The organism is Collinsella aerofaciens, assembly GCF_028207065.1.
GTDB classification, from domain to species: domain Bacteria; phylum Actinomycetota; class Coriobacteriia; order Coriobacteriales; family Coriobacteriaceae; genus Collinsella; species Collinsella aerofaciens_AR.
Map to the genome: position 1 here is coordinate 1 of NZ_JAQLFP010000034.1, position 24378 is coordinate 24378.

21 protein-coding genes are annotated in these 24378 nt (G+C 59.2%); 5 read left to right on the forward strand and 16 right to left on the reverse strand.

The features are described from left to right. Positions 1 to 176: 176 nt before the first annotated feature. The 6 genes from PMX72_RS08980 to PMX72_RS09005 form a co-directional block, all read right to left on the reverse strand. Positions 177 to 629 carry a PTS sugar transporter subunit IIA gene (locus PMX72_RS08980; RefSeq protein ID WP_271729738.1) on the reverse strand — a complete coding sequence of 151 codons (453 nt, stop codon included), beginning with the start codon at positions 627 to 629 and terminating at the stop codon, positions 177 to 179. Between the two features lie 11 nt (positions 630 to 640). Beyond that, positions 641 to 1579: a transketolase family protein gene (locus tag PMX72_RS08985; protein ID WP_271729739.1), complete on the reverse strand. Its 939-nt coding sequence runs from the start codon at positions 1577 to 1579 to the stop codon at positions 641 to 643. Then, positions 1579 to 2409 (reverse strand): transketolase, encoded by an 831-nt coding sequence (locus PMX72_RS08990; RefSeq protein WP_271729740.1) that lies wholly within the window; start codon positions 2407 to 2409, stop codon positions 1579 to 1581. The genes PMX72_RS08985 and PMX72_RS08990 overlap by 1 nt, the downstream gene beginning before the upstream one ends. Positions 2410 to 2471: 62 nt before the next feature. Beyond that, entirely contained in the window at positions 2472 to 3155 is a 684-nt protein-coding gene (locus tag PMX72_RS08995) for a transaldolase family protein (protein WP_055251762.1), read from the reverse strand. A 125-nt stretch (positions 3156 to 3280) separates the two neighbouring features. Then, positions 3281 to 4549 (reverse strand): class II D-tagatose-bisphosphate aldolase non-catalytic subunit, encoded by a 1269-nt coding sequence (locus PMX72_RS09000; RefSeq protein WP_055251764.1) that lies wholly within the window; start codon positions 4547 to 4549, stop codon positions 3281 to 3283. Positions 4550 to 4693: 144 nt separating this feature from the next. Further along, the gene (locus PMX72_RS09005) at positions 4694 to 6166 is read right to left on the reverse strand and encodes a PTS fructose transporter subunit IIC (protein WP_271729741.1); all 1473 of its coding nucleotides are present in this window, start codon (positions 6164 to 6166) and stop codon (positions 4694 to 4696) included. 415 nt (positions 6167 to 6581) lie between these two features. Between PMX72_RS09005 and PMX72_RS09010 the strand changes: the two genes are divergently transcribed. Continuing rightward, complete coding sequence (locus PMX72_RS09010; protein WP_271729742.1) at positions 6582 to 7592, forward strand: LacI family DNA-binding transcriptional regulator; 1011 nt, start codon at positions 6582 to 6584, stop codon at positions 7590 to 7592. A gap of 129 nt (positions 7593 to 7721) precedes the next feature. Further along, a complete protein-coding gene (locus tag PMX72_RS09015) occupies positions 7722 to 8687 on the forward strand; it encodes a DNA/RNA non-specific endonuclease (protein ID WP_271729743.1) in 966 nt (321 codons plus the stop codon). Positions 8688 to 8799: 112 nt separating this feature from the next. Here the strand turns inward: PMX72_RS09015 and PMX72_RS09020 are convergent, their stop codons facing one another. From PMX72_RS09020 to PMX72_RS09035, 4 genes are all read right to left on the reverse strand, one after another. Next, complete coding sequence (locus PMX72_RS09020) at positions 8800 to 10875, reverse strand: elongation factor G (protein WP_271729744.1); 2076 nt, start codon at positions 10873 to 10875, stop codon at positions 8800 to 8802. Positions 10876 to 11172: 297 nt separating this feature from the next. Next, on the reverse strand, positions 11173 to 11937 hold the full coding sequence (locus PMX72_RS09025; RefSeq protein ID WP_271729745.1) for an amino acid ABC transporter ATP-binding protein: 765 nt from the start codon (positions 11935 to 11937) through the stop codon (positions 11173 to 11175). Beyond that, the gene (locus tag PMX72_RS09030) at positions 11930 to 12583 is read right to left on the reverse strand and encodes an amino acid ABC transporter permease (protein WP_117806870.1); all 654 of its coding nucleotides are present in this window, start codon (positions 12581 to 12583) and stop codon (positions 11930 to 11932) included. Before PMX72_RS09030 ends, PMX72_RS09025 begins: the two co-directional genes overlap by 8 nt. Further along, positions 12583 to 13443, reverse strand: a complete 861-nt coding sequence (locus PMX72_RS09035; RefSeq protein ID WP_271729746.1) for a transporter substrate-binding domain-containing protein — start codon at positions 13441 to 13443, stop codon at positions 12583 to 12585. The genes PMX72_RS09030 and PMX72_RS09035 overlap by 1 nt, the downstream gene beginning before the upstream one ends. Positions 13444 to 13877: 434 nt before the next feature. Here PMX72_RS09035 and rlmD point away from each other — a divergent pair, with 434 nt between their 5' ends. Continuing rightward, positions 13878 to 15326 carry a 23S rRNA (uracil(1939)-C(5))-methyltransferase RlmD gene (rlmD, locus tag PMX72_RS09040; RefSeq protein ID WP_271729747.1) on the forward strand — a complete coding sequence of 483 codons (1449 nt, stop codon included), beginning with the start codon at positions 13878 to 13880 and terminating at the stop codon, positions 15324 to 15326. Between the two features lie 65 nt (positions 15327 to 15391). On the opposite strand, the gene PMX72_RS09045 is transcribed toward rlmD, so the two are convergent. From PMX72_RS09045 to tilS, 5 genes are all read right to left on the reverse strand, one after another. After that, complete coding sequence (locus tag PMX72_RS09045) at positions 15392 to 16213, reverse strand: phosphatase (protein ID WP_089573488.1); 822 nt, start codon at positions 16211 to 16213, stop codon at positions 15392 to 15394. A gap of 159 nt (positions 16214 to 16372) precedes the next feature. Next, on the reverse strand, positions 16373 to 17563 hold the full coding sequence (locus PMX72_RS09050) for a pyridoxal phosphate-dependent aminotransferase (RefSeq protein ID WP_271729748.1): 1191 nt from the start codon (positions 17561 to 17563) through the stop codon (positions 16373 to 16375). A 178-nt stretch (positions 17564 to 17741) separates the two neighbouring features. Further along, complete coding sequence (ftsH, locus tag PMX72_RS09055) at positions 17742 to 19820, reverse strand: ATP-dependent zinc metalloprotease FtsH (RefSeq protein WP_271729749.1); 2079 nt, start codon at positions 19818 to 19820, stop codon at positions 17742 to 17744. A 61-nt stretch (positions 19821 to 19881) separates the two neighbouring features. After that, positions 19882 to 20430: a hypoxanthine phosphoribosyltransferase gene (gene hpt / locus PMX72_RS09060; protein ID WP_117757872.1), complete on the reverse strand. Its 549-nt coding sequence runs from the start codon at positions 20428 to 20430 to the stop codon at positions 19882 to 19884. A gap of 147 nt (positions 20431 to 20577) precedes the next feature. Next, a complete protein-coding gene (tilS, locus tag PMX72_RS09065) occupies positions 20578 to 22116 on the reverse strand; it encodes a tRNA lysidine(34) synthetase TilS (protein ID WP_271729750.1) in 1539 nt (512 codons plus the stop codon). Positions 22117 to 22164: 48 nt separating this feature from the next. On the opposite strand from tilS, the gene PMX72_RS09070 reads away from it, so the two are divergent. Continuing rightward, the gene (locus PMX72_RS09070; RefSeq protein WP_271729751.1) at positions 22165 to 22974 is read left to right on the forward strand and encodes an MBL fold metallo-hydrolase; all 810 of its coding nucleotides are present in this window, start codon (positions 22165 to 22167) and stop codon (positions 22972 to 22974) included. An 82-nt stretch (positions 22975 to 23056) separates the two neighbouring features. Here PMX72_RS09070 and PMX72_RS09075 read toward each other — a convergent pair whose 3' ends face one another. Further along, positions 23057 to 23488 (reverse strand): Hsp20/alpha crystallin family protein, encoded by a 432-nt coding sequence (locus PMX72_RS09075; RefSeq protein ID WP_271729752.1) that lies wholly within the window; start codon positions 23486 to 23488, stop codon positions 23057 to 23059. A 274-nt stretch (positions 23489 to 23762) separates the two neighbouring features. On the opposite strand from PMX72_RS09075, the gene PMX72_RS09080 reads away from it, so the two are divergent. Then, entirely contained in the window at positions 23763 to 24230 is a 468-nt protein-coding gene (locus tag PMX72_RS09080) for a hypothetical protein (RefSeq protein ID WP_271729753.1), read from the forward strand. Positions 24231 to 24378 lie beyond the last annotated feature (148 nt).

A 24378-nucleotide genomic window follows, 5' to 3' on the forward strand; every position in this document is an offset into this window, starting at 1 on the left:
ATCGGTCGGAGGGGTGGCTTTGTAAAGCCGTTTGTCTCCACCCGCGTAGCGGGTGGTTTAAAGCTGGCCGCTGCGCGACCAGCAGACTAAAGTCTTGAAACAGGGCCGCGACACCTATATGGCGTCGCGGCCCTTTTCCTTGGAGAAGGATCGATTGATTGAACGGGATGACCGTTCTAGTCTTCGAGTCCGCTATTGATGAGCTCCGCGATCTCAGCGGGATCGATGCTCGCACGCACCTTGTCGCGGCAGCCGGCGTCCATCAACATCACGGCAGCCTTGGAAAGCAGACGCAGGTGCGTGGTTCCGGCTTCGCCGGCGGGCACGTACAGCGCAAGCGCGACATCGACGGGCACGCCATCGAAACTCGGCCATTCAACGGGCTCGGCCAGTTTAAGCACGGCAACGCCCGGCGTGTGAATCGCGTCGCTTTTGGCATGCGGAACGGCAAAGCCGGCGACAAGGCCGGTCTCGGCCTCGTTTTCGCGAGCAATGAAGGCGGCCTCTACGGCAGATGCGTCATCGGCAAAGCCGAGCTCGATGGCCTGCTCGGACAAATAATGCAGGGCGTCCTCGCGCGAGGCGGCGGCATACCCGATCGTCACTTGGTTGGCAGATACAAATCCCATGGAAACCTTCCTTACAACACGGACCTGACCGCGGCTTCGATGCCGTCGGCGTCCAAACCGTACTTGTGCAGCAGATCAACCGCAGGACCGGATTCACCGTACACATCGCGCACGCCGACGCGACGCATCGGCGCTGGATGCTGCTCCGCGAGCGCCGAGGCAACGGCCTCGCCAAGACCGCCGATAATCGAATGCTCCTCGGCAGTGACCACGCGACCGGTCTTCTTGGCGCTGGCAACCACCAGACGCTCATCAAGCGGCTTGATCGTGTGCATGTTGATGACCTCGGCGTCGATGCCATCGGCAGCGAGCGCCTCGGCGGCCTCGAGCGCCTCGGCGACCATGAGGCCGCATGCGACGATAGTCACATCGGACCCTTCCCGCACAACCACGCCGCGACCAATCTTGAACTCATAGTCCTCGTGGTCGTTGATAACCGGCGTAGCCAGACGGCCAAAACGCATGTAGACCGGGCCCTCAAACTCATAGGCGGCGCGCACGCAAGCGCGAGCCTCGATGTCATCGGCGGGAACGATCACCGTCATACCCGGGATTGTGCGCATGAGCGCGATATCCTCGCAACACTGATGCGTGGCGCCGTCTTCACCGACCGAGATACCCGCATGCGTGGCGCCGATTTTGACGTTGAGGTGTGGATAGCCGATGGAATTACGCACTTGTTCGTACGCGCGGCCTGCGGCGAACATGGCAAAGGTGCTCGCAAAGGCAACGTGGCCCGTGGTCGCAATGCCGGCGGCAAGCCCCATCAAGTTGCTCTCGGCAATGCCGGCATCGTAGAAGCGCTCAGGATGCGCAGCCTTGAACTTACCGGTCTGCGTGGCGGCGGCCAGGTCGGCATCGAGAACCACAAAGTCATCGCGCTCATTGCCCAGCTCGACAAGTGCCTCGCCATAGCTAACGCGCGTGGCGACTTTCTTGACGTCTGCCATTAGAGCTCCTCCCCTGCTGCTGCGAGCTCGGCCATGGCCTGCTCAAACTGTTCATCGTTGGGTGCCTTGCCGTGCCAGCCCACCTGGTTTTCCATAAAGGAGACGCCCTTGCCCTTCACCGTCTCGGCGATAATGGCCACGGGCGAGTCGCTCACTTTGCGGGCCTCGGCAAAGGCGGCGGCAATCTGCGCCATGTCGTTACCGTCGGCAAGCTCGATCACATGCCACTTAAAGGCGCGGAACTTGTCGGCAAGCGGCATAGCAGAGTTAACTTCGTCGATACTGCCGTCAATTTGCAGGCCATTGTGATCGACGATAGCGACGAGGTTATCCAAGTCGTGGTTGCCGGCGAACATGGCCGCCTCCCACACCTGGCCCTCCTCGCACTCGCCGTCGCCCAACAGCGCGTAGACGCGGTAGCTGTCACCCCAGCGCTTTGCGGCGAGCGCCATTCCAACCGCGGCGGAGATACCCTGACCGAGCGATCCAGTAGACATGTCGACACCCGGCGTGTCATTCATATTGGGATGGCCCTGTAGGCGGCTGCCGATATGGCGGAGCGTCTCGAGTTCCTCCTTGGGAAAGAACCCGCGCTCGGCGAGCACGGCATAGAGTGCCGGAGCGCAATGTCCCTTGGAGAGCACAAAGCGATCGCGCTCGGCGCGGCTCGGATTCGCCGGGTCGACATCCATTTCCTCAAAGTAGAGGTAGGTCATAATGTCGGCGGCGCCAAGCGATCCGCCCGGATGCCCCGACTTGGCGGCGTGGACACCCGTGACAATACCGCGGCGAACCTCATTGGCAATCTTGGCCAGTTCCTGATCGGTCATGGAGTTTCCTCTCTTGAGCACGCCGGCCCGGCATAACAAATGCTGGGCCGGCAGAACCATCGTTACTGTGCCTCGACGACCTTTTTCCAGTCGGCCTCGAACGAGGCAAGGCCCTGGTCGGTCAGCGGGTGATGCAGGCATTTCTTAAGAGCAGCCATGGGGACGGTCGCAATATCGGCACCGAGCAGCGCCGCCTGGGTCACGTGGTTGGGCGTGCGGACCGAAGCGGTGATGATCTCGACGGTGTCGTCGACGTTCTTGCCGGTCCAGTCATAGTTCTTGATGCAGGTCACGACATTGTCGAGCTGCGAGATGCCGTCCTCGGCGATGTCGTCAAAGCGGCCGACAAACGGGCTGATGTAGCGGGCGCCGGCATTGGCGGCCATAAGGGCCTGCGTCGGCGAGAAGACGAGCGTCATGTTGACACGCACGCCCGCATCGGCCAGCGCGCGGCAGGCGGCGAGGCCGGCCTCGCAGACGGGGAGCTTGACCACGATGTTGGGGGCGAGGGCGGCAAGGCGCTTGCCCTCCTCGGTCATGCCCTCGGCCGTGGTGGCGGTAGACTCGGCAGACACGGGCAAACCCTCGCAGAGCTCGGCAATCTTGAGCATATGGGGCTCAAAATCGGCGAGCTTACCGCCGGTCTTGGCGTACAGGGACGGGTTGGTGGTGACGCCAGCAAGGCAGCCCCAGCTCTTGGCCTCGGCGATCTCGTCAAGGTTGGCGGTATCGATAAAGAACTTCATTGTGCAAACTCCTTCTAAGGAATCCAAAACTCAAAAAATAGGACAAAGGGGATGTCCCTTTGTCCTATGTGCCGGGCCCGCAGCTGGGACACGCCCCGGGCCCGGCGTCGTGTAGGAAAAGCTACTTAGAGAGCCTTCTCGATACGGCTCGTGACACCCTTGAGGTTAAGGCCGACGACGTACTGCTTGATCGGGCGCTTGATGTGCTCGATCACAAAGCGCTTGCCGTCGATGTCCTGGGCAGCGAGGTTGCGGTAGAGCTTCTCGACCTGCTCCTTGACCTCGGGATCGTTAAAGGCGTAGTGGCCGGAGACATCCAGAATCTTCAGGCTGAGCTCGTCGTCGGCCAGAATGTCGTCAACCTGCAGGTTGACGTCGTCGCCGGTCATCCACTTGCGCCAACGCTCGGTCTTGATAGCCTTGACCAGCAGCGTGTGATACAGGTCGGAGGGATCGTCGCACAGGCCGTTGTCGACCAGAATCTGCTCGGTAGCGCAGAGCTTGAGGTAAGCGCGGGTCTCCTCGGTGCCGTACTGAGGAGCGACATTGGAGGCGGTCACGTGAGCCGGGATGTGCTCGAGCAGCGTTGCGTCATCCAGATAGTCGGCGTTGTGCTCCTTCAGGCCCACGCCGTATCGCTTGGCCATGTCGGCGAGCTCGCGGGCGTTCTTAAAGTTGTAATGACCGACCTGCTCGGTCCAACGGGTGAGCGTACCGGTCTGGCCGACGATAAAGGTGGGCATGGGGCAGCCGCGCTTCTCGAGCTCGGGCTGCAGCTGAGAAATGAACTCCTCGTACTTATCGGTAGAGGTCAAGCCGCCGTTGGTCTCCTCGGTACCGACCTCGTAGGCAACCTCGGGCAGATTATGCTCGCGACGGTACTGCTCAAGATAGTCGATAAGATCGATCGTGCGGCGAAGCACCACGTCGAGCGGAATAACCTTGCCGATCTGATAGGGGTCCTTGGTGGGGTCGACCATCAGCAGGTCAAAGCCTGCCTCCATGTCGGCGACGAAGGACTTGCGGGCGAGCTCCATGGCCTCGTCCTCGGGCAGGTGGGCGTTACGCTCCTCGTCGCGCTGCCACGGACCGCCGTGATCGCGGCACAGGTAGTACGGACCGGTGTAACCCACCTCGTCGGCAACCTTCTTGATATCGGCGGCAAAGCGCGTCTGGTCCCAACCGTTAACGTAGCCGGCGCCCATCTCGTCCATATCGACCTGGTTGCGGCTGGCGATAAACATGGGCGGGAAATCCTCGTCCTTGGCAAGCTCGAACACGGCCTGAATCAGGTTGGGGCTCATGGGGCCAATGCCGACCATGGTTGCGTGATCGCCGCTATCCTGCAGCTTGAGCATGCCCTGAACGGCCTGGCGGATGGTGAGGTTGGACATTTTGTTCTCCTTCTCCAGAGGATTTTTGACAAAAGTTCCCTGGGACCCAGATGTGGGCCCTATCAGTACGGATGGATTTTGTTGTGTAGGGGCGGTTGTGCGGAGTCAAATCCATCCCTCCGCACAACCGGAGTCCTTAAAGATTTACTTGGCCTGCTTATCGAGCGTGGGCTTCATGGCAATCAGGATTGCAGCGGCGACCACGGAGCCAATCACGATGTCCAAGCAGAACAGCGCGACGTTGTTGGTGGCCAGGGCGACGATAAAGCCACCGTGCGGGACGTAGCAGTCGATACCCTGGAAGGCGGCAAGCGCCGCACCCGCGGCAGAGCCGATGCAAATGCCGGGAAGGGTGTGACCGAGGTCCTTGACCGCGAAGGGGATAGCGCCCTCGGTGATACCGATGCAGCCCATGAACAGCGCGGAGATGCCCATCTGACGGTCAGCGTCATCGAACTTGTTCTTGGCGATGAGTGCAGCGAGGCCACAGGCGATCGGGGGAACGGCAACGGCGACGCGGAACATACCATTAGGACCGTAGATGCCGGAGGCCATGATGGCCATGGTGAAGGTCGAGGCGGTCTTGTTGATGGGGCCGCCCATATCGAAGGCGGTCATAACGCCAATGACCAGACCCAGGACGACGGCGGAGCCGCCCTGCAGGCTGCCGAGCACGCTGGTGAGCCAATCCATCACAAAGCCAAGCGGCGTGGCCAGGATGTAGATGTAAGCCATGCCCAGGACGAGCGAGGTCAGAATCGGGATGATCAGGATGGGCATGATGGTCTGGATGGTGTTGTTGACCTTCCAGGTCTTCATCCAGCGGACAAAGTAGCCGCAGATGACCGCCATGATCATGGCACCCAAGAAGCCGGTCGAAACGCTGTTGCCGTTAGGGGTGACGACTGCGTTGTTGACCAGGTAGCCCAGGACAAAACCGGGGGCGAGCGCGGGCTTGCCGGCCATCGAGTAGGAGATGTATGCCGCAAGCACCGGGATCATCATGGAGATGCCGGCCATGCCGATGGTGTTAAGGCTCACCATCAGCGGGTTCGTAACCTCCATGCCGTTGGCGCCGGCGGTACCGGATGCCAGCGAGAAGGCGAGAAACACGCCGCCGATAACGACGATGGGGATAAAATAGGAAACGCCGGTATTGAATGCATTGAGCAGCGTCTTACCAGGATCGGCAAAGATAGACTGCTTGGACGCCGGTGTCGGGGCCTGCGGGGCAGCGGAGACGGCCTTCTTCTCTGCCTTGGCCTCGGCCTTGGGCGCGTCAACGGCACCACCCGTCGCCTTGATGATCTCAACGGCCTGGTCGATGATCTTTACCGGATCGGCGATTACATCCGAGGTGCCGACCTTCAGGAACTTGCCCTCGGCCATCTTCTGCTCAAAACGGTCCTCGTTCTCGACGCCCACGTCGACGGACTCGAGCACCAGGTCGGCGGAATCCACGTCTTCCTGCGTCAGCTCATTCTCGATACCCAGGCCACCCTGAGCCTCGACTTTGCACTCGATGCCACGGGCGGCGCATTCATCCTGAATCGCCTTCTGGGCCATATACGTGTGGGCAATACCCACGGTACAGGCGGCAACGCCTACAATCTTCATTGCTTCCCTCTTTTCATAGAGTTGCGTGCGCAAGACACCGTTTGCGGAGGCCTCCGGAGCATCCCCTGCCGTTTGGACTTGCTGTCTTTTCGACAAGACCAATATATGTGCTCGTTTTTCTTAATGCCAGCTTATTTCGGTAAACGCGCAGGTCAGAGCGTTGGTTATGCTATTTGGTTATGCGTTTAACCAAAAATGAATCCTGCGATTTTACCCTCGATTTCAAAAGTCAAGAAGTATTTGATTTTCTCGGTAGACGGCAGATGCGCATGCCGGTCACAAATTTCGACCCCACCCGTATACCGCATTTGTTGCATACTCATATGAAAGGAAAAGGTCGCTCACCGGAGCGCATCCCTCACCAAGACTCAAAGTCATCATGTTGGAAAATGCTCATCTGTCGGAAGGAGTCGCTGTGGCAAAACAGCGCGTTACGATCGCAGACGTCGCTCGAGAGGCGGGAACCTCGACGGCAAGCGTCTCGTATTACCTCAACGACAAACGAGAAAAGCTTAGCGAGAAGACGCAGGCAAAGATTGCGCGCGTCATCAAGGAACTCGGATACGTTCCCAACGCCCAAGCGCAAACGCTCACCGGCAAGCAGACCCACGTCATCGCCATCATCATTTTGGATAACACCAACAAGTGGGCGGGCCTCGTCCTCAACGGCATGGAACAAGTCATGCTCCCCGCGGGCTACCAGACGGTCGTTTGCACGAGCAACTTTAACCCCGAGACCGAGCTCATGTATGTCGACAAAATGCTCTCGCTGGGCGTCGATGGTTTTATCATCCAGCCCACGGCAAATTTCAAGGCCGTCCACGACCGCATCAAGCGCGCCGGCAAGCCCGTCGTCTTTTTTGACGCGGCCATCTACAGCCCAGGCACCAGCTGGATCAAAACCAACCTCTACGACGGCGTGTACAATGCCACGCAGGCGCTTCTCGATGCCGGCTACGAGGACTTTTTCTCCATTGCTGCCAATATGACCGAAATGCGCACCCGCATGGAACGTTTTCAGGGATATGCCGAGGCATTGGCCGCGAATGGGCAGCTCTACAAAGCCATCCCCATCGATCACAACAAGCCGTCAATCAGCGAGCTCACCGAATACTTTAAATACAAGCTCAACCCCGCCAAGCGAACCCTTATCTTCGTGCAAAATCAGTGGGCACTCCCCCGTGTCTACAAGGCACTCCAGCCCATGGCCCATCTGCTTCCGCAGCAAATCGGCCTTTTGGGACTCAACTGCGAAGACTGGACCAACCTCACCACGCCGACCGTCTCCACGATCATCGAGCCCGTCGACCAGGAAGGCAGAGAGGCGGCCGAGATGCTCCTCGCGCTACTCGATGGCAGCAGCACGCCAGGTGAGCAGCGCATTCTCGAATGTAAACTCAATTGGCTCGGTTCCACCTCGATCTAGCCATATGTCAAATATGAGGCAAATGAATCCGTAGCGTTTGTCCCAAATCTTAAGTATTTGTTCGACAGAACGGCCCCTGTCGGCTCCTGCTAGACTGGTAGATTCCCAACCATCCATCCAGGAGCCTCAATGTCGCGCAAGTCCGTCTACAAGCAAGTACTTTCCATCGGCACCGCCGTGGTGCTGGGGTTTGCGCTGTTCACAGGATCTCTCGACGGGGCACCCAAACTGTTGTCGCCGCAAAGCGATGAGCAGGCGGCGGCCCTGGCCGAGAAGCAAAACGAGAGCCCCAGCCGCACCGAGGACGAGGCTGACCTGGTCGCCCGACTCGAATCGGGAACAGCGAGCTCCGAGGACTCCGGCGATGGCTCCGAATCCGCCACGACCAACACCAACGACAACGTTGCCGAGGACAGCTCCACCACCCCCATCGACGAAGTCGAAAACCCCGATCTCAACCGCGCCCGCGGTGTTTATCTCAGCAGCATTCCCGACTATGCCGGCAACCCCTACGTTGCCCTTCGCGCCGACAGCACGCACCCGCTCGGCACGCCGTCGTTCACGCTCGATGAATACGAGCGCGCCACCGAACAAGGCTGCTTTAAGAAGTTCTCTAAACTCGACAGCCTGGGCCGTGCCCGCAAAGCACTCGCCTGCATCGGACCCGAATCGCTCGGTCAGGGCAAGCGCGGCGATATCTCGCGTATCCACCCCGCCGGATGGCACCAGCAGCGCTACGACTTTATTCCAGGCCAGAGCCTCTATAACCGCTGCCACCTTATCGCTTGGTCGCTCTGCGGCGAAAACGCCAACCGCAAAAATCTCCTGACCGGCACGCGTTATCTCAACGAAACGGGCATGCTGCCCTTTGAGGAGCAGATCCTCGACTACATCCGCGACACTGGTAACCATGTGCTCTACCGCGTCACGCCCATGTACAACGAAGAGGAACTTCTCTGCCGCGGCGTGCGCCTTGAGGCCCAATCGGTCGAGGATCACGGCAAGACGCTGTGCTTCCACGTGTACTGTTATAACCTGCAACCGCATGTGCAGATCGACTACGCCACCGGCCGCAACCAGGCCTCAGGGGACTAGCCCTACCCACGACAAGAACCGATTTGCAATCCCCTAGGGATCAAAAAAGGCCGCTCCGAATCACCCAGAGCGGCCCTTGCATCGACATGCGTGGCGCAGGCAAAGCCACGCGCTACTTGGCGCGACCCTCCTCATAGCGCTCGACCAGCTTGGCCTGAACGTCATAAGGCACCTGCTCATAGCCTGCAGGCTTCATGGTAAAGTCGCCCGTGCCGCGCGTGATAGAGCGCAGGCGCGTCGAGTAATCCGTTAGCTCGGCCAGCGGCGCCTGGGCAATGACCACGGTATCGCCGCGTTCGTCGGTCTCCATGCCCGTCACGCGACCGCGCGAGGCCGAGATGTCGCCCATCACGGCGCCGGCGTAGCTCTCGGGGATCGTCACCGTGATTTCCTCGATGGGCTCCAACACCACCGGATCGGCATCGGCGCACGCCTTGCGCAGGCCGATGCGGGCCGCCGCGCGGAACGCCATCTCGTTGGAGTCGACGCTGTGATACGAGCCATCGTACACAGCAACGCGAATGCCCGTGAGCGGGTAGCCGGCAATGATGCCGTCCTTCATAGTCTCCTGAACGCCCTTGTCCACGGCGGGGATGAGCGAGCGCGGGATGCGGCCGCCCACGACCTCGTCAACAAACTCATAGCCGTCGCTCGTGCCGTCGGGCCCAATGAGCGGCTCCACGCGCAGCCAGCAGTCGCCGTACTGACCGGCGCCGCCGGTCTGCTTCTTGTGGCGACCCTGGGCGCTTGCCGTGCGGCGGATGGTCTCGCGATATGGAATGCGGATCGGCACGCTTTTGGCCACGACCTTGGTGCGATCCTCCAAACGGTTGAGCAGCACCGAAACCTGCGCCTCACCCACCGCCGAGATGATGGTCTGGCCGGTTTCCTCGTCGCGGTCGATACTCATGGTCGGATCGGCCTTGCAAGCCTTCTCGATAAACGTGTAGAGCTTCTCTTCGTCGCCGCGATTCTCGGCCTCGATGGCAATGCGGTACTGCGAGTTGGGGAACTTAAACGCCGCAGCCTCGACCTTACCGGTAATCGAGAGCGTATCGCCCGTCTCGGCAGCCAGCTTGGGCGCCACGATGATATCGCCGGCATAGGCGTGGCCGACCTCGGTCATATCACGACCGCACATCACATACAGGTGAGCCAGACGCTCGCCCTTGCGCGTGCGCGCATTGATCAGCTCAAGGCCCGGCTCAAGCGTGCCCGTCAGCACCTTGATAAAGCTGATGCGACCCTGTTGCGGATCGGCCAGGGTCTTAAACACAAACGCCACCGGGCGGTCATCGTCACTCGAGATCTTGAGCGAATCGCCGTCGATGAGCGGCATCTCGCCGTAGTCGGTCGGCGCCGGGAAGTACGTCGCGATGTCGTCCATCAGCGAGTTGACGCCCTGCTCCTTAATGCAATCGCCCGCAAAGACCGGCACAAAGATGCGCTCGGCAATCGCCTTCGACAGCAGGCCTTCAAGCTCCTCCTGCGTCAGCGTCTCCTCGCCTTCCAAGTACTTCATCATCAGTTCGTCGTCGGCCTCGGCCACCAGCTCGCACAGATGGTCATGGGCCTCCTCGGCCTGGGCACGATACTCCTCGGGAATCTCCGACTCAACGGCCTCGGCGCCGTTGCAGTGGCGCGCCTTCATGCGCACCAGGTCGATGATGCCGTCAAAGTCCTCGCCCTCGCCCCAGCCCAGGGTCACGGCGCCCAGGCGCGTACCAAAGCGCTCCTGCAGTAGGTCCATTGTGGTCGCAAAGCTGGCCTCGGAGCGCGACAGGCGGTTTACGAACACCGCACGCGCCAGGCGCAGGTCCTCGGCGGCATACCAGAGCTTAACCGTCGTAGGCTGCGGGCCGGCCTCGGCGTCGACCACAAACAGGGCCGTCTCGCAGACGCTCATCGCGGCAAAGGCGTCGCCGATAAAATCGGGGTAGCACGGGGCATCGAGCACATTGATGCGCGCGCCCTTCCAGTCGATCGGCGCAATGGTCGTCGAGATGGAAAATGCACGCTTAACCTCTTCGGGGTCATAGTCGAGCGTGGGCTTGGTGCCGTCGTGGCCGCCCAGGCGGGCGGTCTTGCCGGAAAGGTGGAGCATGGCTTCGGCGAGTGAAGTCTTGCCCACCCCGCCTTGGCCTACGAGCACCACGTTCCTTACGTTACCGGTCTTGGGAGCACCCATGATGACCTCCTTGCAGGGCCGCGCGCAATGCGCGACGCCAACGGGGAGAGTTCGCGGTCGGTGCCATCCCGGGAGCAGCATGGTCGGCAGCCGAGCCGACTCACCCTCCAAATGTCCTATGCCACCACCCTACCCTCACGGGCGACCGTCCATGCACACCTTTCGGCACGCGTATGAATACAGACGGCGAGAGGATGGGGCGAGCAGGCGAGAGGATTATTAAACCCCATCGATACAAATAAAAGCCGCCGCAGACCATAAGACCTGCGACGGCTTCATCTCAATATATAGTTGAGTCTAGCTCTCGATACGGCTCAAGAACTCACGGGTGCGCTGCTCACGCGGATGGTCGATAACCTGCTCGGCAGGACCCTCCTCGACAATGCGGCCGCCGTCCATAAAGACCACGCGGTCGGCAACATCGCGCGCAAACTGCATCGCATGGGTCACGATCACCATCGTCATATTCTGCGCGGCGAGGTCTTTAATGACGCGCAGCACCTCGGCCGTCAACTCTGGATCGAGCGCCGAGGTCGGCTCATCAAAGAACAAGATTTCCGGGTCGAGCGCCAGGGCGCGGGCAATACTCACGCGCTGCTGCTGGCCGCCCGAAAGCTCACATGGTACCTTGTTCTCATTGCCCGTAAGCCCCATCTGCGCGATCAACTCATGCGCACGCGCCTCCGCCTGCTCACGCGGGCGCTTGAGCACGCGAATCGGAGCATCGGTGATGTTTTTCATCACCGTATAGTGCGGGAACAGGTTGTAGTTCTGAAACACCAGACCAAAACGCGAACGCGCTTGCTTGGGAACATCTCCCTTCGCATAGACCGCACCCGATCCCGCATCCGTCGCAACCGCAAGGTCGCCAAACGAGAGCGAGCCACCATCGAGCGTCTCGAGCAGCGTGGCGCAGCGCAGCAGCGTGGACTTACCGCCGCCCGAAGGCCCGATAATCGCCACGACCTCGCCGCGCTTTACCTCGAGCGAGATATCCTTGAGCACCTCATTGCCGCCAAACGCCTTGCGCGCGTTCGTTATATTCATTACCGAATTAGTCATGGTAGTAATCCAATTTTTTCTCGGCGGCGCCCAACAGCATCTCGACCACAAAGTTAAAGACCCAGTAGATCAGCGCCGCAATCGCAAACGGCACCATGCTCACCTGCGACGCAACCAGCGCCTTGGCGGTCGAGAACATCTCACCCACGCCAATGGCAAACGCCAGCGACGTGTCCTTAACCAGCGTGATGATCTCGTTGCCCATCGCCGGCAGAATACGCTTGGCGACCTGCGGCATCACGATATACAGAAACGTCTGCATGCGCGAATAGCCCAGCACCTCGGCTGCCTCGTATTGACCGCGCGGAATGGACTGCAAGCCCGAGCGATAGATCTCGGCAAAGTAGCCGGCGTAGTTGATGATGAACGCCACGACGCATGCCGTCCATTTGGAATCGGGCGTGAGCGAGATGCCGAACACGTAGTACGGGGCAAAGTAGATGGCAAACATCTGTAGCATGAGCGGCGTACCGCGCATCACCGAAATATAGATGCGCGCGATCCAGCGAAGCGGCGCAATTTTGCTCATGCGCATGAACGCCACGGGGATTCCCAGCGGAATCGACCCGAGTAGCGTCAGCACAAACAACTGCAAGCTGACCAAGAATCCCTGGCCAAGCATCTGCATCATGACCTGAATAGACATTACTTGAGCACCCAATTATCGAAAGATAGACCATAGCTTGAATACTTGTCGCACAGGTCCTTGACCGTGCCGTCCTCGTAGAGCGCCTTGAGCGACTCGGTCACGGCATCGGCGGACTTGGTGTCGCCCTTCTTAAAGCCGACGGCGTAGTGCTCGCTGGACAGCGGCTTGTCGAGCTGCGTATAGGCATCGGGCTTGGCGGCAAGCTGATACTGGGCAATCGAAAGGTCGCAAGCCACGGCATCGACCGCGCCGCTCTCGAGCTGCATAAAGGCCGTGTTGTACTCGCCGATGGTATCGAGCGTGGCAAACGTCGCGGCCAGATCCTTCTGGTCGCCCTCGAGCACATCCTGCGCAGCGGAATCGGTCTGAGTGATCACGGTCTTGCCAGCGAGATCGTCCCAGCTCTTGATACCCGCGTCCTTCTTGACCACGAGCACTTGCTCGTTGAGCATGTACGGCTCGGAGAACGTGTAGCCGTCCTCACGGCCCTCCATGGTAAAGCCGTTCCAGATGCAGTTGATGGCGCCGGAGTTGAGCAGCGTATCCTTGGCGTCCCAGTCGATGGCCTCGTATTTGACCTCCCAGCCCTGCTTATCGGCAACAGCCTTGGCCAGATCGAGATCAAAGCCGGCGTACTCGCCATCGTCGCCCACAAAGCCGTACGGAGGATAGGACTTATCAAAGCCCACCACGAGCTTCTTGGACTCCGCGGCGCCCTTCACATCCTTGGCCGCGGCAGAGCCAGCAGCGGAGCCCTTGCCAGCACCACCGCCGCAACCGACAAGACCAAGGCCAAGCACCGTTGCGAGCGAGCCGGCTAGACCAACAAACTGACGACGAGACATATCGGTATTCATGGTATTCCCCCTTGATAGCACTTTAGTTAAGTAAAGTAAGTCATGTAACGTTCAGAATCATACACTCTACCTTGATAAAGTACAAGGGAGGGTTAGCCCGGCGTGGGCAGGGAGCGGCGCGTAATTAAGTTTCCTGCTCTACAGTCCTGCGCAAGACGAAAAGCACGCATGGAGCACTAGGTTGGAGCACCCGGCTGGGTGGCGCCCGGCGCGGAGTTTAATTTGCTGCTCTACAGTCCTGCTCACGACGGAGGCCACATTAAGTGGCCTCCTGTTCGTGCGGAACTCGCGACAAATTAAACTCCGCGCCGGGCGCCACCCAGCCGGGAGACAACGTGCTCGGAACCTTAAATAGCCTCCTCTCCAAACGGGCACGTTGAATGCACGGTACAATTGCTTCGGACTTTTCTTTTATTTAATAGTGGGGTTAATTCATGGCAGAATCTCGTGCGGAGCGTAAGGCTCGTCGTGCTTTGATCGAGGCGGCTGAGGGGTCGGAGGAGAAAAAATCTTCCAAGAAATCCAAGTCGTCTCAGGATGCGAAGGGTAAGTCGGCGAAGGGCAAGGTTAAGACCAAGCGTTCTGGCTCTCGTCAGGGCGGGGATAAGGCGCCTCACGTTCGTTCCAAAGGCTCGCGCAAGGATTCGGCTCAGCCTGCGCGTAAGGCCGTGGATCCCAAGTCTCCCTGTTCGATCATGAAAGCTTGTGGTGGGTGTACGGCGCTCAATCGTCCTTATAAGAAGCAGTTGGCGGCCAAGCAGGCTGCTATGGAGGAGCTGTTTGCTGAGCTCTGTGAGCGCGAGGGTGTTGCCGCGGATCCCATTCGCGGTATGGGTGTTACCTTGGGCGATCCGGGCAAATATCCTGCTCCGCGCGGTTTTCGTCATAAGGCTGCCACTCCCTTTGCTCCCGGTAAGGAGGGTACTGTCCGCTGCGGCTTTTTTGAGCGCGGTTCGCACAGAATCGTTGCCGTGCCCGAATGCCCCGTCGAGGTACCGGGCGCCCGACAGATTCTTAACGGCATCGCGCGTGAAGCTGAGCGCCTGCACATTCCCGCCTTTAACGAGGACAAGCATCTGGGCTTGCTCCGCTATGCCGTCGTCCGCTGCGGTTGGCGTACCGACCAGATTATGGTCACCCTCGTGACCGCTCAGCGCGACTTGCCGCATGCGCAGGAGTTCTTTGAGGCTGTCGCCGCACTCGATCCGCATATCGTCACCGTTGCCCAAAACATCAACGGACGCCCCGGTAACGCCATCTTGGGTGAGGAGACTCGTATCGTCTATGGCGCCGAGTGCATGCGCGACCAGCTGCTCGGTTGCGAATTCGATATCTCCCCTACCGCGTTCTACCAGACCAACCCGCAGCAGACCGAGCTGCTCTACCAGCTCGCTATCGATGGCATGGATCTGCGCCAGGACGATGTGCTTATGGATGCCTACTGCGGCAGCGGCACCATCGGTCTTTGCGCAGCTAAAGAAGCCCAGAACAAGGGTATCGGCATTATGCTGCTCGGAGTGGAGCGCAACCCGGCGGGCATTGCCGACGCACGCCGCAATGCCGAGCTCAACGGCCTCACCCGCAGCGCTTGGTTTATGGCCGACGACGCCACCGATTACATCCTGGACGCTGCCGATAACAACGAGCGCGTTGACGTTCTCTCCATCGACCCGCCGCGCGCCGGCTCTACACCCGAGTTCCTCGAAGCCGCCTGCGCACTTAAGCCGCGCCGCATCACCTATATCAGCTGCAACCCCGTCACCCAAGAGCGCGACCTACACCAGCTCCTCGACGGAGGTTATCGCCTGCTCAAGATCACGCCGGTCGACATGTTCCCTCATACCGACCACACCGAGACCGTCGCGGTCCTCGAGCGCCGCTAATCCACCGGCACAAGAAAGGGGGCGGCCCGTCTGGACTGCCCCCTTCGCTTGGTTTATGAACTCCGCTACATCCCCTTGCGCAGGTCGCACACGCCGGCTGCCGCCATCTCGCGCAGCAGCGTCTCGCGATCGCGCGTCACGATCAAATCCAGCGGGAAGTGAATCTCGTCGAGCATCTTGCGCGCGTGATCGAGCTTGCCAATGGCCATGCCAATGTGGGCATCGGTCGACACGCCAATGCCAACGCCCAGCTCGGCGCAGCGCTCGGCGATCTTGCGGCATACGGCCCAATGCTCAGTGTCGGCACCGTGCTCAAGACTATGGTTGTTGATCTCGATAATCTTGTGCTTGGCCTTAGCCGCCAACAGCACCTCGTCGATATCGAACGGCACGCCCGAGCGCCCCGCATGCCCCAGCATGAACACCTTGGGGTGCTCCAGGGCATTGATGTACATCTCGGTCGTCTCGGCGAGCGTCGCGCCTTCGGCAAACTGCGGGTTATGCACGCTTGCCACCAAATAATCCAAATTACGCGTCACCAAATCGAACAGCGAATGCTCACGACTATACGAATCGCCGGCGATATTGAGCGAAACGGGAATGTCCTCGCCAAACAAGCTTCCGTCCAGCGAAACGATATCGGCCTCGGCGCCGCGGAGCACCAGCACGCCGCTCCAAATGCGCGGCCAGATATCCTGGTTAATAAAGAACTGGAAACTGCGCAGGTCATTGGGGCAAGGCGTAACCATCGAGCTTAAATGATCGGCGGAACCGAGCACCTGAAGGCCGCGCTCCGCCGCCCAATAGATGTTCTCCTCGATGGTTGAGTACGCATGCGCAGAGAACATCGTATGAGTATGAATATCACAAGAAAGAAGGTAGGGCATCGGGTCTCCTTGTCCAGTATGGCCGTCGCGTGTATTCATTGTACGCATAGCTTTCGGCAGTCGTAAAACTGCTTCATCCCAATCACACAACGGCATAGACAACGGGGTCTGGCTTAAAACCAAACCCCGTTTCACGTAAAACATTGCAAGCAGAGCGCTTTACTTTCGACGATATTCGTCGGCCAGTTGCTTCCAGGCAGGCAACGAATTGACGATGGTCTCGTAGCTCACACAGTAGCCAAGGCGGAACCAGCCCGGCATGCCAAAGCTATCCGAAGGCACCGCGAGCAGCTCATACTTCTTCGCGCGCTCGCAGAAGGCGTTCGCATCGGGCTCCAGCGCCTTCACCCACAGGTAGAATGCACCATCCGGCTCAACATAGGTGTAGCCATACTCCGCCAGTGCATCGGTAAGCGCGGTGCGGTTGCGTGCATAGGCCTCAACGTCACTCGGCTCATCGACGCAATCGATAATCACGCGCTGGAAGAGCGCCGGTGCGCATACAAAACCCAGCGTACGGGCAGCACCCGCAACAGCCGGCATCAGACGGGCAGCCTGCGGATTGGTGTTGGGAACCAAGATCCACCCCACGCGCTCGCCCGGCAGCGAAAGCGACTTGGAATACGAGTAACACACCACGGTGTTCTCGTAGATCGAGGGCACCCAAGCCACCTCGGCACCGTACACGATCTCGCGGTACGGCTCATCAGAGATGAGCATAATCGGATTCTCGGGATCACGCTGAGCGCTGGCCTCACGCAGAACATTGGCCAGTCGCGTCAGCGTGTCGCGTGTATATACGGCACCGGTCGGATTGTTGGGCGAGTCGCTGATGACGGCAGCCGTCTTATCAGTAATCGCCTTGAGCACGTTACTCACGCTCAGCTGGAACGTATCTTCATCGGCGAGCGCCTCGACACACGTACAGCCGGCCTTCTCAATCCAAACGCGATACTCCGGAAAGTACGGGGCGATAACAATGACCTCGTCACCCGGGTTCGTCACGGCATTGAGCGTGCAGGTGAGCGAAGCCGCCGCGCCCACGGTCATAAAGACATCCTTGCCCTCATAGCTCGTGCCAAAGCGACGGTTGAGCGAGTCAGCGACGGCTGCTCGACATTGCGGCAGACCCGGCGCAGGCGTGTATCCATGCAGCTGGTCGCTCGGCAGCTCCAAGGCCTTCTTAATGGACTCAGCCACAGCAGCGGGCGCCGGAACACTCGGGTTGCCCAGCGAAAAATCGAATACGTTCTCCGCACCGATCTGCGCCTTGCGCTCAAGGCCATAGCTAAAGATCTCACGGATGATGGAGCTTTCCGCACCGCGAGCATACATAGTTTCGTTGATCATCTGTTCCCCTTTCGCATAGGCGCTATTGTACGCTTTAGCTGAGCAAAGTGCCGCAGCAATGTTGATTGGGGACAGACTTAAATGCGTGAAAACGCTCATTTAAGTCTGTCCCCAATCAACATATCGCTTAAAAGAAAAGCCTCCACAGGTTTCCCCGCGGAGGCTTTCGCTACAAGAACTATTTGTCGGCGTCGGTGTTGCCGTCAGCGTTGGCGGCATTGCCATCTCCGGCATCATCGGATGCGGCTTCGGCATCCTCCTGCATGGCCGCCTGCGCAAAGGCCGCGGCATCAGCCGCCAACTCCTCCTCGCTCATGCGAGGCGAGCGCTTCTTGGTCGGCATGCCGGCCGCCTTGGCGTTGCGCTCCTCCTTGGCCGCCAGGATATCGCCCTCGCGCTCAAGGTAAGCATCCCACTCGTTGTCGAGCAGGGCGTTCACGGCGTCGCCTTCGACGGTCTCGCGCTCAAGCAGCACCTTCGCCATCAGATCGAGCTGATCGCGACGGGCATCCAAAATCTCGACCGCACGGCGATGGGCTTCGCGCATGATGCGCTGAACCTCGATATCGATGCGGCGCGCCGTCTCCTCGGAGTAATCCTGGTGATCGGCGTAGTCGCGACCCAGGAACACCTGATGTTGCGCCTCGCCAAAGACCTGCGTGCCCAGCTCCTCGCTCATGCCCAAGCGCGTGACCATCTCGCGCGCCATCTTAGTCGCGCGCTCCAGATCGTTGCTCGCGCCCGACGTGATGTCGTCGCACATGAGCTCCTCGGCAACGCGACCGCCCAAGAACACGGCGAGCTCGTCGAGCATCTCGTTCTTGGTCTTGAGGAAGTGGTCCTCCTGCGGAAGCTGCAGTGTGTAGCCCAGGGCCTGACCGCGGCTGACGATCGAGATCTTATGAACCGGATCGGAGTGCTCCAGGATGTGGCCCACCAAAGCGTGACCGCTCTCATGGTAGGCAATCGTGGTGCGCTCGACTTCGGTCATCACGCGACCCTTGCGTTGCGGTCCGGCAATCACGCGCTCCATCGACTCCTCGACCTCGTCCATCGAGATCACAGAACGATGACGGCGAGCGGCCAGCAGCGCAGACTCGTTGAGCAGGTTCGCCAAATCGGCACCAGTAAAGCCAACGGTCATCTGGGCGAGCTTCTCAAACTTAACGTCCTCGTCCATCGGCTTGTTCTCAGCATGCACGCGCAAGATCTGCTCGCGGCCCTTCACGTCCGGACGGTCGACCGTAACCTGACGGTCAAAACGGCCGGGGCGCAGCAATGCCGGATCCAGGATGTCAGGACGGTTGGTCGCAGCGATCAGGATGACCGACTCGCTTTCCTCAAAGCCGTCCATCTCGACCAGCAGCTGGTTGAGCGTTTGCTCGCGCTCGTCGTGACCGCCGCCCAAGCCAGCTCCGCGCTGACGTCCCACGGCATCGATCTCGTCAATAAAGATGATTGACGGAGCCTGAGACTTGGCCTCCTTAAAAAGGTCGCGCACGCGGCTGGCGCCGACACCCACGAACATCTCGACAAAGTCGGAACCCGAGATGCTAAAGAACGGCACGCCCGCCTCGCCGGCAACGGCCTTGGCCAGCAGGGTTTTACCGGTACCCGGAGGGCCCACCAGCAACACGCCACGCGGGATCTTGGCGCCCAGCTTGCGATAGCGATCCGGATCGCTCAAAAAGTCACGGATCTCCTCGAGCTCCTCGACTGCCTCGTCCACGCCGGCAACGTCCTCGAACTTGACCTTGGGACGCGTAGCCTCGTTGGTCTTGGCATTGGTCTTGCCAAACTGCATGTTCCTATTATTGGCGCCCATCATCTGGCGCATAAAGTAGAACATGATGGCGATCAGGGCAATCGTCGGCAGCACACTCATCGCCAAGTCGCCCCAAAAATCGGGGTCGTTGGTGTTGACGATGTACTTGGTGTCGGGGTGCTCCGCCATAAGCTCGGCAAGCGAATCGGAGCCGACATAGGTCGAGGAGAAGCTCTTGAGCTCGCTCGTGTCGCCCTTGTCCTTTTTCGTCTTCCAGTAATGACCCGTCACGCTTCCGTCCTGAACCGTATAGGTCAGATCTTCGACGCGATCCTGCTTGATGGCGCTGACCATCTCACTCGTCGCGAGCTTTACGGTATTGCTGGACTTGGCAAAGCCGGAGCCCATGTTAAAGAAGGCATAGCCCAGAAGCGCGCAAGCCAAAAGAAAATACAGCCAGCCCGCACGCGTGGGCTTCTTGCCTCCGGGCATCCCCGGGATCTTTGGGTCCCGGGGAGTCTGGGAATTGTTGTCGTTACGGTCGTCGGGCATCTTACGAATAAACCTCCGGTTTCAAAATGCCCAGATACGGAAGGTTGCGATAGCGCTCGGCATAGTCGAGGCCGTAGCCCACCACAAAGGCATCGGGGCAATGGGTTCCAACATACTTGGGCGTGACGGCCGAGACGCGGTCCTCAACGTCCTTCCACAGGAAGGCGGCGACCTCCAGCGAGGCGGGCTTGCGGCTCTCGAGGTTCTTCATCAGATACTTGAGCGTCAGGCCCGAGTCCAGAATGTCCTCGACGATCAGCACGTCGCGACCGCGGATGTCGATATCCAGGTCCTTAATGATACGCACGATACCCGAGGACTTCACGCCGTCGCCGTAGCTCGAAACAGCCATGAAATCGATGTTGGTCGGCAGCTCGATCTTGCGCATCAGGTCGCCCATAAAGACCACGGCGCCGCGCAGGACCGCAATCAGCACCAGATCCTTACCCGCGTAGTCGCGAGTAATCTGCTCGCCTAGGCGAGAGACGATACCGTCGATATCCTCCTGCGTGAACAGAACCTTCTCGATATCCGGATGTTGAGAAGCCATGACAACCCTTTCTTGTGCTTATCGCCCACACACCGCCGTATGGACGCGAACTACACATTCTAGCAGCGCACGGGGTAAATTTACCAGCCCGTGCGCCATCAGCGCGGGAATACCGTCAACGTCGCACAGAATAGCAGGCATGGGACGCTATTCCGCATCGACCACGCGGAGCAGATATGCCACGCGCGTTGCGGCCGTGCACTTAAAACGCTCGTCCGCGCGAACTCCGGCGACCCACACCACGGCACCCCCCGGCGCCGTCCTCACCATGGGCACGCCGGCGCGCTCGGAAACGGGAATGCGAGCCTCACCTAGCAAGTCGGATACTTTCTTGCTTCGGCCACTCATCCCTAACGGGCACATCACGTCTCCCGGTGCGGGACCATCCACCCACAGGCGCGCCAATCGCGCCTCGGCAGGGATCTCGCCACGCGAGCCCGCCAGGATCCGCTCACTATCGCTGTCGGCGAAACCCAAGGCAGCCGCGTCTACCAAAGCTGTCACTTCCCCGGCAGCCGCAAGCTCACGGGCGCGGCGCACGATATCGCATCCCGGCTCAACGGCCATCGGTTCTGTGACCAGCATACGTCCCCCGCCCAACGGCAAACGACCGGGTACGGTAACCCAGTCCGCGACCAGGCCCTCGCGAGCCGCCGGCGCCTTAAACGCCAGCATGCCAAACTCAATGCGTGCGTCAATCCCCGCCGGAAGCGTGACCGAGCCGGCGCCCTCGGCAACGCAGGAAAGAACTCGCTCCACATGTCGCATCTCTGGACGAGCGTCCGGATCGATGCGCTTAATCGCCAGTCGCACGATGCGCCGCGCGATTACCACCTCGGCCGCAGCAAGGCGCCTGGCATCGAGCACCAGCGCGCCCGCCACCTCCTTACGCAGGCAGCTTCGAAACGCCTGTGCCGAAAGCTGAGACAAAAACGCGTCCTCATCGCCTAAGATCTCGCAGGCGGCGCCAATCGTCTTGCAGACGCTCGCATTACGCTGTGCCACCACTGGCATTACCCGATGGCGCACGTAGTTTCGCAGATACGAGATATCCTCATTGCTCTCGTCTTCACGCCACGGCTGACCATGTACCTGTAGATAGCCCACGAGCTCGCCATGAGTTAGGTCGAGCAAGGGACGCACCACGATATTCCTCCGGCGAGGAATGCTCGATAGGCCAGCGGGCCCCGAGCCCTTAATCGCGTTCATCAAAAACGTTTCCGCGCGATCCGAAGACGTGTGCGCGGTGCAGATACGAGCCGCCGTTCGCGATGCCCCCGTCTGGGCACAGAGCTCGCGAACATACCTCCGCGCCGCGGCATAGCGCACCTCGCGGGCCGCGGCCTCAATATTGCCCGACTCCCCATCAAAATAAGCGTGCTCCACGCACAGCGGTAAACCATATTTCGCGCAGAGCTCACGCACAAAGGCCTCGTCGCCATCGGACGCCTTGCCGCGCAGATGATGGTTTACATGCAGCACATGCAGGCGCTCGCGAGCAATGGGGGCAACACCGCGTCCGTCTTGGATATCCAGCTTTGATGTGCACGCCATAAGAAGCAGTGCCGTCGAGTCCGCGCCGCCTGATACCATGAGCACGACAGGAGCAGCCTGCTGCCTCGTTCGGGTCTCATCGACTGCCCCGGGCACGGCATGGTGTCCGTAATGCTGTGATACCGTTGGCATTCGCTTCCTCCTCTATTCGTCCGCACCCATTGTATCCTTTGGAATCTTATGTCTCGCCTGCACCTTCATATCCTCGGCAGTGGCTCTAAAGGCAACTGCGCACTCATCGAGGGCCCGCAGGGGCTCATTATGGTCGATGACGGACTGTCTCGCCGCGAGACATTAAAGCGCATGGCAGAACTGGGGCTCTCGGCAGACAACGTCTCGGCTCTTCTCATCACTCATGAGCACAGCGACCACATCAAAGGTCTCGATGTCTGGTGCAAGCACTGGCACGGCCCCCTCTATGCCAGCAGGGACACACTTTCGTGCAAAGAAACCCTCGCACATCTACCCGTAGAGGAATTTGACCCCGGCGACACGCTTTCCATTGCCGGCATCCGCGTGCGAACCTACCCAACATCGCATGATGTCATCAATCCTGTCGGTTATCGATTCGACACTCTCGATGACTCCATTGGCTTTGCTACCGACACCGGAGAGCTAACCAAACAAGCTATAGACACCCTCGAAGACTGCCGAGTTCTTGCACTCGAGAGCAACCACGATGTGGCCATGCTGCGCCAAGGGGATTACCCCCGCTTCCTCCAAGAGCGAATTTTATCTGCAAAAGGCCATCTCTCTAACGACCAGGCCGCCGACGCAGCGCGTGGGCTCGTCACCGATCGAACCGAGCAGCTCATCGCCATGCACATCAGCCAGGACAATAATCGTCCAAGCCTAACCGTCAAAAGCTATGCCAAAGCTCTAGCCGCAACTCTGGATGACGAGGTCGGCAGCTCCGCCACCCTTCTCCACGGATCGCGAATACTCTCGATACGCCCCGCCAGCCAGCACCGGCCAGTAACCATTCAATAGACTGTCCTAGGCAGCAAAAGGGGCCGGGAATCGCTTCCCAGCCCCTTTTGCTGCCTTTTAATAGCGCAAAACACCAACTAATCTAGTCAATGGAGATCTTCGTAACGTTCTTCTTCTCGACGATCTTAGGAACCGTAACGGTGAGGATGCCGTCAGCATACTTAGCAGAGAGACCCTCGCTCGAAGCGTCCTTCAGATATACGCCACGCGTCGCGCTGTACGAGCTAAACTCCTTCTGCAGGTAGTTCTTGCCCTCGTTCTCCTCGTCCTCCACAACGTTCACGCTAATGGACAGACGGCCCTCATTGAGCTCGACATCGATGTCATCCTTGGCGACACCGGTCAGATAGGCCTTGACCTCATAGCCGTCGCCCTTATCCTCAACGTCAACGGGAAACGCCTTGGAAGCAATCGAGTTGTTTGCAAAGTCGGTCATATCATCAAACAGATCGAACAGCGAGCTAGCAGAAGGACGAACGCCAAAAACCGAACGATAAGGAACCATGCTTGCCATGTTTACCACTCCTTTTAGGACTGCCGAGTCATCTTCTAGGTGACTGGGACTTCTTTTGACGCTGTTATATATGCCCAGCCGCTTCTTATATATACATCGACTATAAAGTTTTTTGAGTCTATTTATATAAGCATATCTAAGTCTGGTTGACTAAGGTTTTGTCTAATAAACGGAAGTTGAACGTAGGCTTAAATAATGTATGCAATCCCATCAAAACTAGACGGATGGCTTACAATGGGCGCATACACGATATTGATGACGAACTAAGGGCATCATGGACGATCAAAAACAGGACAACACGTTTATGCCGGACCAGGACGAAGCATCCAGCCCGCAACCGATTCGATTCCATCGCCCCCACATCTCGCAAGAGCCTATCAATGACCCAGAGCCCAAATATGTGACAAGAAACCGATATCAAACACTCGAAGAAGCGCAAACGGGGCGCAAACATATGGGCGTCGCCTCGGGAGACCCTGTATATCTGAAAGACGCACCATTATCTAAAAACAGCGCAGCTAGTGATGAGCCGATGAAAGCATCCGCCGCTCATCAACAAAGAGGGCCTCGACCCAAGCAAACCTTGACGCATTCGGCTCGCTATCTCGAAACGCCAAAACAGGGAAAGTCAATCTTCGTTTCGTCAAGTAAACGACGCAAGCAGCATCAACTGACAATCCTGCTTATGATCATTGCGGCCATAGCAGTTGCCCTTGTTATACGATTTATTTTCTTTAAATAAAGGCTCAATACCGAAAACAACAAGATCGTCTGGTGTAATTGAGTCATTTACACCCCGTTAACGCAAAAAAGGGGGAGGCCGCGAGGCCTCCCCCTTCTTCAAGTCTTGCGACGGCTCGGTGCCGTCCACCGGTCAGCGGCGCCCTGGC

Coding starts and splice junctions, on each gene's coding strand:
- PMX72_RS08980 (WP_271729738.1), bottom strand. CDS start 629: ATGGGATTTGTATCTGCCAACCAAGTGACGATCGGGTATGCCGCCGCC.
- PMX72_RS08985 (WP_271729739.1), bottom strand. CDS start 1,579: ATGGCAGACGTCAAGAAAGTCGCCACGCGCGTTAGCTATGGCGAGGCA.
- PMX72_RS08990 (WP_271729740.1), bottom strand. CDS start 2,409: ATGACCGATCAGGAACTGGCCAAGATTGCCAATGAGGTTCGCCGCGGT.
- PMX72_RS08995 (WP_055251762.1), bottom strand. CDS start 3,155: ATGAAGTTCTTTATCGATACCGCCAACCTTGACGAGATCGCCGAGGCC.
- PMX72_RS09000 (WP_055251764.1), bottom strand. CDS start 4,549: ATGTCCAACCTCACCATCCGCCAGGCCGTTCAGGGCATGCTCAAGCTG.
- PMX72_RS09005 (WP_271729741.1), bottom strand. CDS start 6,166: ATGAAGATTGTAGGCGTTGCCGCCTGTACCGTGGGTATTGCCCACACG.
- PMX72_RS09015 (WP_271729743.1), top strand. CDS start 7,722: ATGTCGCGCAAGTCCGTCTACAAGCAAGTACTTTCCATCGGCACCGCC.
- PMX72_RS09020 (WP_271729744.1), bottom strand. CDS start 10,875: ATGGGTGCTCCCAAGACCGGTAACGTAAGGAACGTGGTGCTCGTAGGC.
- PMX72_RS09025 (WP_271729745.1), bottom strand. CDS start 11,937: ATGACTAATTCGGTAATGAATATAACGAACGCGCGCAAGGCGTTTGGC.
- PMX72_RS09030 (WP_117806870.1), bottom strand. CDS start 12,583: ATGTCTATTCAGGTCATGATGCAGATGCTTGGCCAGGGATTCTTGGTC.
- PMX72_RS09035 (WP_271729746.1), bottom strand. CDS start 13,443: ATGAATACCGATATGTCTCGTCGTCAGTTTGTTGGTCTAGCCGGCTCG.
- rlmD (WP_271729747.1), top strand. CDS start 13,878: ATGGCAGAATCTCGTGCGGAGCGTAAGGCTCGTCGTGCTTTGATCGAG.
- PMX72_RS09045 (WP_089573488.1), bottom strand. CDS start 16,213: ATGCCCTACCTTCTTTCTTGTGATATTCATACTCATACGATGTTCTCT.
- PMX72_RS09050 (WP_271729748.1), bottom strand. CDS start 17,563: ATGATCAACGAAACTATGTATGCTCGCGGTGCGGAAAGCTCCATCATC.
- ftsH (WP_271729749.1), bottom strand. CDS start 19,820: ATGCCCGGAGGCAAGAAGCCCACGCGTGCGGGCTGGCTGTATTTTCTT.
- hpt (WP_117757872.1), bottom strand. CDS start 20,430: ATGGCTTCTCAACATCCGGATATCGAGAAGGTTCTGTTCACGCAGGAG.
- tilS (WP_271729750.1), bottom strand. CDS start 22,116: ATGCCAACGGTATCACAGCATTACGGACACCATGCCGTGCCCGGGGCA.
- PMX72_RS09070 (WP_271729751.1), top strand. CDS start 22,165: ATGTCTCGCCTGCACCTTCATATCCTCGGCAGTGGCTCTAAAGGCAAC.
- PMX72_RS09075 (WP_271729752.1), bottom strand. CDS start 23,488: ATGGCAAGCATGGTTCCTTATCGTTCGGTTTTTGGCGTTCGTCCTTCT.
- PMX72_RS09080 (WP_271729753.1), top strand. CDS start 23,763: ATGGACGATCAAAAACAGGACAACACGTTTATGCCGGACCAGGACGAA.